Source organism: Enterococcus sp. DIV0236, assembly GCF_050558525.1.
In the GTDB taxonomy this organism is placed as follows: Bacteria; Bacillota; Bacilli; order Lactobacillales; family Enterococcaceae; genus Enterococcus; species Enterococcus faecalis.
On the sequence record NZ_CP187891.1, the window covers coordinates 1,294,837 to 1,306,837 of the forward strand.

The 12,001-nt window shown below is 39.1% G+C and carries 13 protein-coding genes; 12 read left to right on the forward strand and 1 reads right to left on the reverse strand.

All coding sequences use genetic code 11. From position 1 onward, the window contains the following. Positions 1-143: 143 nt before the first annotated feature. From IGK27_RS06360 to IGK27_RS06370, 3 genes are read left to right on the forward strand one after another with little or no spacing between them, the layout of a single operon-like run. Positions 144-1,184: a hypothetical protein gene (locus tag IGK27_RS06360; RefSeq protein WP_033626387.1), complete on the forward strand. Its 1,041-nt coding sequence runs from the start codon at positions 144-146 to the stop codon at positions 1,182-1,184. 9 nt (positions 1,185-1,193) lie between these two features. After that, positions 1,194-2,450 carry a tetratricopeptide repeat protein gene (locus tag IGK27_RS06365; RefSeq protein WP_033626386.1) on the forward strand — a complete coding sequence of 419 codons (1,257 nt, stop codon included), beginning with the start codon at positions 1,194-1,196 and terminating at the stop codon, positions 2,448-2,450. 9 nt (positions 2,451-2,459) lie between these two features. After that, entirely contained in the window at positions 2,460-2,999 is a 540-nt protein-coding gene (locus IGK27_RS06370) for a ReoY family proteolytic degradation factor (RefSeq protein ID WP_002361802.1), read from the forward strand. 37 nt (positions 3,000-3,036) lie between these two features. Here IGK27_RS06370 and IGK27_RS06375 read toward each other — a convergent pair whose 3' ends face one another. Then, positions 3,037-3,921: a YitT family protein gene (locus IGK27_RS06375; RefSeq protein ID WP_002357595.1), complete on the reverse strand. Its 885-nt coding sequence runs from the start codon at positions 3,919-3,921 to the stop codon at positions 3,037-3,039. A 123-nt stretch (positions 3,922-4,044) separates the two neighbouring features. On the opposite strand from IGK27_RS06375, the gene IGK27_RS06380 reads away from it, so the two are divergent. From IGK27_RS06380 to aroC, 9 genes are all read left to right on the forward strand, one after another. Beyond that, entirely contained in the window at positions 4,045-4,395 is a 351-nt protein-coding gene (locus IGK27_RS06380) for a nucleotide pyrophosphohydrolase (RefSeq protein ID WP_002363944.1), read from the forward strand. Then, positions 4,388-5,167 carry a 4-hydroxy-tetrahydrodipicolinate reductase gene (gene dapB, locus IGK27_RS06385; RefSeq protein ID WP_002393400.1) on the forward strand — a complete coding sequence of 260 codons (780 nt, stop codon included), beginning with the start codon at positions 4,388-4,390 and terminating at the stop codon, positions 5,165-5,167. Before IGK27_RS06380 ends, dapB begins: the two co-directional genes overlap by 8 nt. After that, positions 5,164-6,384, forward strand: a complete 1,221-nt coding sequence (locus tag IGK27_RS06390) for a CCA tRNA nucleotidyltransferase (protein ID WP_002365655.1) — start codon at positions 5,164-5,166, stop codon at positions 6,382-6,384. Before dapB ends, IGK27_RS06390 begins: the two co-directional genes overlap by 4 nt. After that, the gene (locus IGK27_RS06395; protein WP_002361804.1) at positions 6,384-6,758 is read left to right on the forward strand and encodes a thioesterase family protein; all 375 of its coding nucleotides are present in this window, start codon (positions 6,384-6,386) and stop codon (positions 6,756-6,758) included. The genes IGK27_RS06390 and IGK27_RS06395 overlap by 1 nt, the downstream gene beginning before the upstream one ends. A gap of 89 nt (positions 6,759-6,847) precedes the next feature. After that, complete coding sequence (locus tag IGK27_RS06400) at positions 6,848-7,303, forward strand: hypothetical protein (RefSeq protein ID WP_002357586.1); 456 nt, start codon at positions 6,848-6,850, stop codon at positions 7,301-7,303. Between the two features lie 487 nt (positions 7,304-7,790). Next, positions 7,791-8,657: a shikimate dehydrogenase gene (gene aroE / locus IGK27_RS06405; RefSeq protein WP_033626661.1), complete on the forward strand. Its 867-nt coding sequence runs from the start codon at positions 7,791-7,793 to the stop codon at positions 8,655-8,657. A gap of 36 nt (positions 8,658-8,693) precedes the next feature. Next, the gene (aroF, locus tag IGK27_RS06410) at positions 8,694-9,719 is read left to right on the forward strand and encodes a 3-deoxy-7-phosphoheptulonate synthase (protein ID WP_002363948.1); all 1,026 of its coding nucleotides are present in this window, start codon (positions 8,694-8,696) and stop codon (positions 9,717-9,719) included. 22 nt (positions 9,720-9,741) lie between these two features. Then, the gene (gene aroB / locus IGK27_RS06415; protein ID WP_002357583.1) at positions 9,742-10,818 is read left to right on the forward strand and encodes a 3-dehydroquinate synthase; all 1,077 of its coding nucleotides are present in this window, start codon (positions 9,742-9,744) and stop codon (positions 10,816-10,818) included. 1 nt (position 10,819) lies between these two features. Beyond that, positions 10,820-11,986 (forward strand): chorismate synthase, encoded by a 1,167-nt coding sequence (gene aroC, locus IGK27_RS06420; RefSeq protein ID WP_002357582.1) that lies wholly within the window; start codon positions 10,820-10,822, stop codon positions 11,984-11,986. Positions 11,987-12,001: the final 15 nt, after the last annotated feature.

Sequence of the window (12,001 nt, forward strand, 5' to 3'; positions counted from 1 at the left end):
GACACTCGCTCCTTGCTTTTTTGATAAAAAGAGAAAGATTTATGAATGAAGGACAAAAATAAGTTGTTGCCAGTAGCTGTTTTTTAGTGGTTATGCTAGACTTGGGGTGAAGGAAGAGGAAACAGTCTTAAGGTGGTGAATCAATGAAATACAACTATTCTAGAGGGGAAAACAAGGTCGCTATTATTTATGGAGAAACATTTGCTTCCGTCCTAAAAAAACGACCAGTAACGACGGAGTCAATCGTTGTTTTGGCGAATCAGCGTTACTATGATCTTTTTTCGGAGAAGATTAATTATGACTTTGGGGAACAGTTGGGATTAAACTGGTATATTTGTCGCAATGATGTTCATTGCAATGACTTATCAGAATTAGAAAGTGTGTTACGTTTCTTAGCTGATTGGCCAGAAAATCAGGATGTTTTATTGATTGGTTTAGGTAATGAAGGGGTACTACAATTAACCGCATTTTTGCACCAAGTAAGTAAGTGTTCCTCCAAATGTTGGCTGATGCCTGTGTCTGTTCAAGCGTTACGGCAAGGACTTTTACCAAGTGTCACAATTCAGCAAGTACAGCATGCAACCATGCATATAGAAAATCATTCAGAAAAAATTTTGTTTGATAGTACCTTGACCAATAAAAAAGGTGCCGCCCCTTTAATTGATTTGCTCGTTTTTATTCGAGCGGGTCTTGTCTGTGATTATGCTTATTTACAAATGCTATACCAAACGTATCCAGATAAAAAACGGTTGAATCAAACGTCATTTAATGGTATTTTAGACGAGTTGTTATCCTTTTATGAACAAGCAGGGGAAAAAGTGGATCAATTTGGCCGAGTTTTTGAAGCGGCCTTTGCTACAACCGAAAATGGCCATTTGTTATCAGGCCCCATGAAACGATTATTGGGATTATTGTTACAAGTTTTATGGAGCCAGCAAGTCAATCACTTTGACTTTCAATTTAAAAATTTTATCGTTTGGTTTATTCGCTTAGGTTTTCCGGTGGCGTTTCCAAAAGAAATTTTAAGTGCTGATTACGCAGAACAAGTCTTGGCTCACACAGAAACACTAGGTCCTCCTATGGTGTTGGGAAAAATCGGTCAACTAGGAGCAGCTTTAAAGCCAACGCCCGATCAACTGTTAACAACGATTGAAAGATACCAAGAAATTTTAAAAGAGATTTGAGGGGAAATTATGTCATATAGTGAAAAAATGGTTCAAGCATTACAAGCTGAAAATTTAGCAGAAGCACAGTTAATGTTTGAAGAAGCATTAAAGAAAGATGATGAAAATACCTTAGCTGATTTAGGGGAAACGTTATTATCTTTAGGTTTTCTAGAAGAAGCCAAACAAATTTTCCAACAGTTATTGGAACAATTTCCCGATGCAGATGACTTAAACATTCCATTAGCAGAAATCGCCATTGAAAATAATGAAATAGATGACGCATTCATCTATTTAGAAAAAATTCCAGAAACTAGTGACAGTTATGTCCAAAGTCTCTTAGTTACTGCGGATTTGTACCAAGTTTTAGGGATTCCAGAAGTCAGTGAAGCGAAATTAAAAGAAGCAGCCAATCTTATGCCAGAAGAGCCGTTAATTCAATTTGCTTTGGGAGAACTATATTTTACAAATGGTCAATTTGTTGAGGCTATTACTCGTTATCAAAGCATTGTAGAAAGTGGGACAGCGCAAATCTCTGCTATTTCCTTGAATGAACGCTTAGGAAGTAGTTACAGCATGTTAGGTGATTTTGAAGAAGCAGTTCCTTATTTGGAAGCCGCGGTCAAAGAAGAACAAACAGACGATCGTTTATTCCAGTTAGCTTTCACTTATTTACAGTTACATGAGAATCAAAAAGCCATTGCGTTGTTCCAGCAATTAAAAACACTAAACCCACATTATCAATCACTTTATCTATATTTAGCGGAAGCGCTCCAAGAAGAAGAGCAATTAGAGGAAGCAAAAGCGGTGATCGAAGAAGGAATTGCTGAAAATCCCTTCCAAGTAGAGTTATACCAATTTGCCTCTGAAAATGCCTATCGTTTACACGACATTGCTGGTGCTGAAAACTGGTTGTTAAAAGCTTTGGAATTAGGTGAGAAAACAGATGAAAGTCGTTTGACCTTAAGTAATCTCTACATCACGGAAGAGCGTTTTGAGGAAGTAATTACTATCTTAAATGATTTAGAGGAAACGGATCATCCTTATGCTGAATGGAACTTAGCAAAAGCGTACAACGAATTAGAAGACTTTGCCGTCGCTAAAGTTCATTATGAACAAGCAGCGCAAGAATTGTCTCACGAACCAGAATTTCTAAAAGAATACGCATTGTTCTTACGAGAAGAAGGCGAACTTGAAAAAGCAAAACACTTGTTATACCACTATTTGGAACATGAACCTGGTGATGTCGACATGCAATCTGTGCTAGCAGATATTGAAGAAAGATAGGAAACGACGATGTTTGTTAGTTTATCAGAAAAGAAAAAATTTTTAACTTGGTTAGTGAATACCGTGCCTTTTGGAAGAAGAGAAGTACTGTGGATTTTAAATTACTTATTAACGCACGATGCGATTTTAAATAATGTTCATTTTGTTGAGAACGTAGAAAAAACCGATCGGGGGATTCGTGTGGTAGCGGATGGTTTAGGTAAGGAGCCGTTATTGCTTTTTATCCAAGCACAAGAATTTACAGATCCGGAACAAATTTTTCACGAGATTCGGATGAATTGGCGGAAAGCTCTTTATTTAGAATGTGTATTTCCAGAGGCTTGGCAAACGAGCCAGTATTTATCTGTTTTAGAAGATAATCCGTTTGCGCCATGGAATGAACAAGTGGATCAGGAAGTTGCCAGAGCGATTGATCAATACTTTAAGCAAGAAGAACAAACGCAGCGAATGGCATTAATTAAAGCTCAAATTGATGATGCTTTAGAAACAGGCAACAAAGAAGCGTTTTTAGAATTATCCGATGAATTAAATCGTTTGAAGCAACAATAAATAAAACCCAGCATTTATTGAAAATGCTGGGTTTTATTTATTGTTTTAATTTAAAGCGCCGTTGTTTGCTGGGTTTTGCATAAGTAAAGCCTTCGCCAATTGCTTCATGTACGTTAATGATGGACACAAAGGCTTTTTCATCTATTTCATTAGCAATCCGTTTGACTTCCATTATTTCTCGAGGGCTGACTACCGTGTAGAGAACCCGTTTTTCCACTTGTGAATAAGCACCTTCACCATTTAAATATGTTACCCCGCGTTCTAAAGAAGCCATTAAACTTTGACCGATTTCTTCGGAATGATTGGAAACAATTAAAATTCCTTTCGCAGCATAGGCTCCATCGAGTACAGAATCAACAACACGACTGAAAACAAAGGACACAATTAAAGTATACATCATTCGTTTGACATCAATATAGGTCAACGAGAGGAGTAAGACTGCAACATCAAAAAGTAACAACGAGCGGCCCATGCTAATCCCAAAGTATTTTTCGAAAATGCGGGCAATGACGTCGGTCCCACCAGTGGTTCCGCCTACGCGGTAAACAAGGCCACTACCGAATCCTGCGGCCAAACCAGCTAAGAGAGCAGCAATCAATAAATCATGATCTAAATTAATTTCAACAGGAAATTTTTGCCAAAACCACAAAAATACCGATAACGACACGGTACCAATTAGCGTATAATAGAGGGAACGTTTGCCTAAAATTTTCCCACCAATTAATAAGAGCGGAATATTGATTAATAATGTTGTATATGCTGGGTTAAAATGAAATAAGGCTCTTAAAATCAAAGTAATCCCCGTGACACCACCTTCGGCCAGGTCATTGGCAATATTGAAAGTAACCAAACCAAAGGCATAGATACAGCTTCCTAATACAATAAATAACACATCTTTAAAATAAAATCTTTGTTCTTCCATTTAATCACGTCCTTTTACAGTATAAACTGTATCATTCTCTATATAAAACAACAAGTAGAACCTTTCCAGATAGCCAAGTTTTTGATAAGATGTAGGAGGTAGAGTAAGAAAGGTTGGGGTAAAATGTCAGAATCAGAACAACGTAGTTTGCAATCGATGCAAACAGAAGTTGATGATTATATTCAACAGTTTAAAACAGGCTATTTTTCACCATTAGGACAAATGGCTCGTTTGACGGAAGAGGTCGGAGAATTAGCCCGTGAAGTCAATCATTATTATGGTGAAAAACAGAAAAAAGCAGACGAAAAACCAAAGACAGTATCAGAGGAACTTGGAGATGTCTTTTTTGTATTGATTAGCATGGCAAATTCTTTAGAGATTGATTTAACCGAAGTTTTTGAAGAAAATATGGCCAAATTTAACAAGCGGGATCGCTATCGCTTTGAAAGAAAGGATGGGAAAACACATGATTAAAATAATTGTCGCTGGGTTTAAAGGACGGATGGGCAGTACTGCTACACAAATGGTCTTAGAAACTGCAGACTTTGAATTAGTAGGTGTATATGATCCTCATGAAGCACAAGAAACTGTTTCTTTCAATGATGAAAAAGCAATTCCCGTTTTTCAGCACTTAGAAGAAGTCCTAGCTGTCAAACCAGATGTTTGGATTGATTTTACGGTTCCTGAAGCCGCCTATCCAAATACGCGTTTTGCGTTGGAACACGGTATGGCGCCTGTTGTTGGGACGACAGGCTTTACGGAGGAACAAATCAACGAATTGACAAACCTATCTCGAGAAAAAGCCATCGGCGGCTTGATTGCGCCAAATTTTGCAATTGGGGCAGTTTTAATGATGCAATTTGCCCAAAAAGCGGCACAGTATTTTCCAGATGTGGAAATCATTGAATTACATCATGATAACAAATTGGATGCACCAAGTGGAACGGCTATAAAAACTGCAGAAATGATTCAAGAAGTTCGGCCAGCAAAAAAACAAGGGAATCCGCAAGAGGTAGAATCAATACAAGGGGCACGCGGGGCTGATTTCGAGGGTCTGCGAATCCATAGTGTCCGCTTACCTGGTTTAGTGGCACACCAACAAGTCCAATTTGGCAGTGTAGGTGAAGGGCTCACTATTCGGCATGATTCTTATGATCGGCGTTCATTCATGACAGGAGTGGCGTTAGCTTGTCGGCAAGTGGTACAGAGAACAGAACTACTTTACGGATTGGAACAGATGCTATGAAATTGACAACTATTCCAAACGAATTTAAAGAAGCCGCTCCCGTTATTCGCGAAATCAATGCACAGGGCTTTGAAGCGTATTTTGTCGGGGGCAGCGTCCGTGATGCTTTATTAAATAAACCAATCCATGATGTCGATATTGCGACAAGTGCCTATCCAGAAGAAATTAAGCAAATTTTTAAACGAACCGTTGATGTGGGTATCGAACATGGTACAGTCCTTGTATTGATGGAAGACCAACAGTATGAAGTAACAACCTTTCGTACCGAGTCAACTTATCAAGACTTTCGTCGACCAGATGAAGTCACTTTTGTTCGCTCCTTGAAAGAAGACTTAAAACGGCGAGATTTTACGATTAATGCCTTGGCACTTGACAGCACAGGCGAAATCATTGATTTATTTGATGGTATCGAAGATTTAACTAATCAAACCATTCGTGCAGTCGGCAATCCCCATGAGCGGTTTCATGAAGATGCTCTGCGGATGATGCGGGGCTTACGCTTTGCTAGCCAATTAGATTTTAAAATTGAAGAAAAAACCTTAGCCGCTATCGCTGAATTTCATCCTTTATTAGAAAAAATTTCAGTAGAACGCATTACGATTGAATTTGTAAAAATGCTTTTAGGGGTTAATCGACAAGGTGGCTTAGCTCCGTTTATTGAAACAGAATGCTATCAATATTGTCCCAAATTACGAGAACAAGGGGCTGGACTTTTTCGTTTAATGGACTTGCCTGCTCGTCAAATTGAAACAGAAGCAGAAGCGTGGACGTTACTTATTCAATCGTTGAATTTACCAGAAGCAGAAATTCGCTCCTTCTTAAAGGCTTGGAAACTTTCAAATCAATTAATTCAAAACGTTTCACAATTAGTACGCGGTTTGCGTTTTCGCTTGAGTAACGACTGGCAGCCAATGATGCTTTATGAATTAGGCGAAGAATCAGCAGTACTTGTTGAAAGGCTTTTATATTATTACCAACAAGAGAGTCAAGTACAAGTAACAAAAGAGTTAGTTAAGGCATTACCCATCCATCAAAGACATGAATTGGCCATAACAGGAAAAGACCTTTTAGCCGTCTTAGAAGAAACACCAGGCAAATGGTTAGGGGAACTGATTGCTGAAATCGAGCAACACGTTGTTGAAGGTAGCTTAGAGAATAAACAAGAAGTTCTGCTTTCGTTTGCCAAAAAACAACGTTCAAAAGGAGAGAAAGCATAATGCCAACAGAAATGTTTACAAAAGAATTCTTGGTGAAAGAATCACAAACGGCTAAAATGCTCGGTTCTGGTGACTTAGAAGTTTTAGGAACCCCTGCTTTAGCTGCCATGATTGAACAAACAGCCAAAGAAGCTGTGAAGGACCAATTATCAGTTGGGGAAACAACTGTCGGAACGGTGTTAGAATTGCGCCACTTATATCCATCCGCGGTAGGGGCGACAATCGTTGTTACGATGACCAGCATTGAACAGACTGCACACAAAATACGCTATGAATTTGTTGCTTATGAAGGAGAACGACAAATTGCCAAAGGTTCTCACCAACGTGCAGTAGTTGAGATTGATTCTTTTTTAAAAAGAATAACAAAAGATTAAGAATCTACAGCGAAAGTTTGTGACCGTTTATCAAAAGTATGGTAAACTAATAATGTAAGAAATTATTTTTAAGTAAGGAGATTTGTGCTATGGCTAGAGAAATGACAGGACTTAAATTTTATTTCAGAAATGGTGAAACTTGGACGATTGATCGTCGTTTTATTGGTGATTTATGGATCAAACATATTACAACAAGTTTTGGCCGTATCCATGGTAGTGAATTTGTTGAAATTCATCCATGTGAAGGGTTCAAAATTGAAATTTTCCAAGAAGGAGATCATGTTCAAACCCACGATATTAACTTAGGTGGCTTAGAATTAGGGATGTTCTCTCGTGCTTTAAAATATGAAGATATCGAACGTATGGAAATTCTTTACAAAAATGGCACACCAGATTTAGTTTATTTCCCTTACAAAGATAAAACAGATGAGGGCTTGGATAACATCTATCAATCTACAAAAGTCAGCGAAAAAACTAAAAACTTATACATTGTTATCGACCCAACACAAACAGTTGACGATGTATACGCTGAAGAATTAAAATAATTTTTGCCCCACAGGAATCAGTGAAATGACTGGTTCCTGTGGCTTTTTTAGTCTTTTGGCGAATAAAATAACATTGTTTTTAATGGAATAGTCGAAAAAATAAGCGAATAAGTGTTGACACATGTTTTTTCTAGCGGTATACTGTTAACAATTCTTAATTAAATCAGTTTTGGAGTGATTCTTATGACAACAACGAAGAAAAACCATACACAACTGAATAACTTTTACTTTAGCTATTTTAGATAGGTTTGTATTCATAACATTATGGGTACAGACAACAAACGTTTGTATCTATAATGGCTAGGGAAATTTAAGATGACTTTCAGCCATGTAGATTTAAGAAAATCTATAGTGGCTTTTATATTGCTTTTTTGTAGGGTATTCACTGTAGATTTTTCTTAAAATTTACTGTGAATATCCTTTTTGTTTGGCCAAAAATTAGGATTTCAGAAACTTACTAAAAAAATTTCGTAAAGGAGCACACAGGATGAAAGAAATAACTGGAGCCACTCGTTTAGCTGGGTTATTCGCGAAACCTAGCCAACACAGTATTTCACCGTTGATTCATAATACAGCATTTCAAAATTTAGGAGTTGATGCTCGGTATCTGGCGTTTGACGTTGGACAAGAGACACTGCCACAAGCAATTGAAGCGATTCGAACGTTTCACATGTTAGGGGCCAACTTATCAATGCCCAATAAAGTGGCGGCTGTAAGTTATATGGATGAACTAAGTCCTACCGCCCAACTGGTTGGCGCAATTAATACGATTGTCAACAAAGATGGAAAACTTTACGGAGACAGCACGGATGGTACTGGTTTTATGTGGAGTTTGAAAGAGAAAAAGGTTGACGTTTTTCAGAATAAAATGACCATCTTAGGAACAGGTGGTGCAGCCTTATCAATCATTGCCCAAGCTGCTTTAGATGGCGTGAAAGAAATCGCCGTTTACAACAGGAAAAGCGCGGGGTTTAACAACAGTCAAAAAAAACTGGCAAATTTCACTGAACGAACCAACTGTGTAATTCATTTAAACGATTTAGCGGATACTGAAAAACTAGCAAAAGATGTTGCTGAAAGCGTCTTGTTAGTTAATGCAACGAGTGTGGGTATGCATCCACATGCACATAGTAGTCCTATAGAAAATTATGCAATGATTCAACCGAAGTTATTCGTGTATGATGCTATTTATAATCCCAGAGAAACACAGTTATTAAAAGAAGCCCGTTTACGTGGCGCAGAAACAAGCAACGGCTTGGACATGCTACTTTATCAAGGAGCTGTTGCTTTTGAACAATGGACAGGACAAAAAATGCCTGTATCAGTCGTAAAACGTAAAATTGAAAATAGATAAAAAGAGCGCCGTTTAAAGGCATGAGGAGAGAATATAATGATCGTAATTATGAAAGAAAATGCAACCGAAAAGCAAATGAAACAAGTCATTGATTTAGTAACAGGTGCAGGCTTAACTACTCAAACAAGTCAAGATAATGGAAAAACAGTGATAGGCTTGATTGGTGATACAGAAAAATTAGTTGAAGCAGAGTTAACAGCATTAGAAGGCGTGGAAAAAAGTGTTCGCATTTCGTTGTCTTACAAACTAACGAGTCGTTTATTTCATCCAGAGAATACAGTGGTTGATGTGAACGGTGTTAAAATCGGTGACGGCAGTATGACCATGATGGCGGGCCCTTGTTCAATCGAAAGCTTAGATCAGATTCGTGAATGTGCGCGAATTGCTAAAGCTGGCGGTGCAACAATTTTACGAGGTGGTGCATTCAAACCTAGAACGTCGCCATACGCTTTCCAAGGACTAGAAGAAGAAGGACTAAAATACATTCGCCAAGCGGCTGATGAATTAGATATGCAAGTCATTACAGAAGTGATGGATGAAGCGAATTTAGAACTTGTCGCAAAATACAGTGACATTTTACAAATCGGTGCGCGCAACATGCAAAATTTCAAGTTATTACAAGCGGTTGGTAAAACTGGAAAACCTATCGGCTTAAAACGCGGGATTGCTGGTACGATTGATGAATGGCTAAACGCAGCTGAATACATTGCTGCGCAAGGAAATTTCAATGTGATCTTCATTGAACGTGGGATTCGTACGTACGAAACCGCTACGCGCAATACACTTGATTTAAGTGCGGTGCCTTTAATTAAAAAATTAAGTCATTTTCCAATTATTGTTGATCCGAGTCATGGTGTTGGTATCTGGGATTTAGTACCGCCAATGGCCCGAGCAGGTGTTGCTTCAGGTGCGGACGGCTTGATTGTAGAAATTCACCCAGACCCAGCGAATGCGTGGTCAGATGGGCCACAATCCTTGAATGAAAAAACTTACCTACGTATGATGAAAGAAGTTCATATCATCGAAAAAGCAATGAAAGAAATTAATGCTTTAGAAGATTAGTAAAGACAGAGGAGTAGAGGACATGAAATTAACCGTAACGTTACCTACACATTCATATGATTTAACCATCGAAACAGGTGCCTTAGATAAAATTGGCACCTGGGTACGTAGCCTGTGGCAGCCACAACGGGTAGCGATTATTACCGATGAAACGGTGAATAAATTATATGGCGCAGCTGTTGAGAAAGAATTGCAAGCTGCTGGTTTTGAAACATCATTGATTGCTGTAGCGGCAGGTGAACAAAGTAAGAGCCTCGAAACAGCTCAGCTGCTTTATGATTTTTTAGCGGAACAGCAATTGACTCGAAGTGATGGTCTAATTGCTCTAGGTGGAGGCGTTGTGGGAGATCTAGCTGGATTTGTCGCTTCAACCTATATGCGCGGTATTCACTTTTTGCAAGTACCAACAACCTTACTGGCACAAGTAGATAGTAGCATTGGAGGTAAAACAGCGGTTAATACTAAAAAAGCCAAAAATCTTGTCGGTACTTTTGCCCAACCAGATGGGGTTTTAATTGATCCTAATACACTTAAAACATTAGAACCTAGACGTGTTCGTGAAGGAATTGCAGAAATTGTAAAATCAGCAGCTATCGCTGATGTTGAATTGTGGCACCGTTTATCCTCTTTGGAAAATGAACAAGATTTAGTGGCACATGCAGAAGAAATTATCACGGCCTGTTGCAAGATTAAACGTGATGTCGTCGAAGAAGATGAATTAGATTTGGGCTTACGTTTGATTCTGAATTTTGGGCATACGATTGGCCACGCATTAGAAAATACAGCTGGTTACGGGGTGATTGCTCACGGTGAAGGCGTTTCTTTAGGAATGATTCAAATAACTCAAGTCGCAGAACAACAAGGGCTTTCCCCACTTGGGACTACCCAAGAGTTGGTCACCATGCTAGAAAAGTTCCATTTACCAGTAACCACAGATCGTTGGTCAGAAGAACGTCTCTATCAAGCAATTACACATGATAAAAAAACACGTGGGGGACAGATTAAAATCATTGTCTTAGAAAAAATTGGTCAAGCGAAAATTGTCTCTTTACCAACGGAAGAAATTCGAGCATTTTTAAACAGAGAAGGAGGAATTTAAGATGCGCTTTATTACAGCAGGCGAATCACATGGACCTGAATTAACTGCTATTATTGAAGGCTTACCAGCCGGTCTGCCTTTAAGTAGCGAAGAGATTAACCGAGAATTAGCAAGACGTCAAGGCGGTTACGGTCGTGGGGGACGGATGAAAATTGAAAAAGACCAAGTACGTATTACTTCGGGTATTCGGCATGGTAAAACACTTGGCTCACCAGTAACGTTGATTGTCGAAAACAAAGACTGGAAAAATTGGACCTCCGTGATGTCAGTAGAGCCAGTTCCTGAAAAACAAAAGAAAATCCGCCGCGTCAGCAAACCACGTCCAGGACATGCTGATTTAGTCGGTGGCATGAAATATCAACATGATGATTTACGGAATGTTTTAGAACGGTCTTCGGCACGAGAAACAACGATGCGTGTGGCGATTGGTGCGGTTGCTAAAAAACTCTTAGCTGAACTGGATATCCAAGTCGCTGGGCATGTCGCGGTGTTAGGCGGGATTGAAGCTACGATTCCTGAAAATTTAACGATTCGTGAAATTCAAGAACGATCTGAACAATCTGCCGTTCGCGTATTAGATCCTTCCGTAGAAGAAAAAATGAAAGAACTAATTGACCAAACCAAGAAAAATGGCGATACAATTGGTGGGGTAGTAGAAGTACTTGTGGGTGGCGTTCCAGCTGGCTTAGGTAGCTATGTTCAATGGGATCGTAAACTAGATGCCAAAATTGCGCAAGCTGTTGTAAGCATCAATGCTTTTAAAGGTGCTGAGTTTGGCATTGGATTTGAAATGGCGCAACGCCCTGGTAGTCAAGTGATGGACGAGATTGTTTGGGACGAAAGTACTGGTTATACCAGAACTTCCAACAATTTAGGCGGTTTTGAAGGAGGAATGACCAACGGAATGCCAATCATCGTTCGTGGTGTCATGAAACCTATTCCAACCCTTTATAAACCATTACAAAGCGTGAATATTGATACAAAAGAGCCTTATAAGGCCAGCGTTGAGCGCTCTGATAGCACGGCGGTACCGGCCGCTAGCGTTGTTTGTGAAGCCGTTGTTGCAACGGAAGTAGCGAAGGCTATGCTCGAAAAATTTGATAGTGACTCATTTGAACAAATGAAAGAAGCAGTGAAACGTTATCGTCTATATACTCAAAACTTTTAATGGAAAAAAGTCGCA

Bases quoted from the DNA above. Each gene is read 5' to 3' on its own strand.
- IGK27_RS06380 (WP_002363944.1), top strand. From the start codon at position 4,045: ATGTCAGAATCAGAACAACGTAGTTTGCAATCGATGCAAACAGAAGTT.
- aroC (WP_002357582.1), top strand. From the start codon at position 10,820: ATGCGCTTTATTACAGCAGGCGAATCACATGGACCTGAATTAACTGCT.
- IGK27_RS06400 (WP_002357586.1), top strand. From the start codon at position 6,848: ATGGCTAGAGAAATGACAGGACTTAAATTTTATTTCAGAAATGGTGAA.
- IGK27_RS06360 (WP_033626387.1), top strand. From the start codon at position 144: ATGAAATACAACTATTCTAGAGGGGAAAACAAGGTCGCTATTATTTAT.
- dapB (WP_002393400.1), top strand. From the start codon at position 4,388: ATGATTAAAATAATTGTCGCTGGGTTTAAAGGACGGATGGGCAGTACT.
- IGK27_RS06395 (WP_002361804.1), top strand. From the start codon at position 6,384: ATGCCAACAGAAATGTTTACAAAAGAATTCTTGGTGAAAGAATCACAA.
- aroB (WP_002357583.1), top strand. From the start codon at position 9,742: ATGAAATTAACCGTAACGTTACCTACACATTCATATGATTTAACCATC.
- IGK27_RS06365 (WP_033626386.1), top strand. From the start codon at position 1,194: ATGTCATATAGTGAAAAAATGGTTCAAGCATTACAAGCTGAAAATTTA.
- IGK27_RS06370 (WP_002361802.1), top strand. From the start codon at position 2,460: ATGTTTGTTAGTTTATCAGAAAAGAAAAAATTTTTAACTTGGTTAGTG.
- aroF (WP_002363948.1), top strand. From the start codon at position 8,694: ATGATCGTAATTATGAAAGAAAATGCAACCGAAAAGCAAATGAAACAA.
- IGK27_RS06375 (WP_002357595.1), bottom strand. From the start codon at position 3,921: ATGGAAGAACAAAGATTTTATTTTAAAGATGTGTTATTTATTGTATTA.
- IGK27_RS06390 (WP_002365655.1), top strand. From the start codon at position 5,164: ATGAAATTGACAACTATTCCAAACGAATTTAAAGAAGCCGCTCCCGTT.
- aroE (WP_033626661.1), top strand. From the start codon at position 7,791: ATGAAAGAAATAACTGGAGCCACTCGTTTAGCTGGGTTATTCGCGAAA.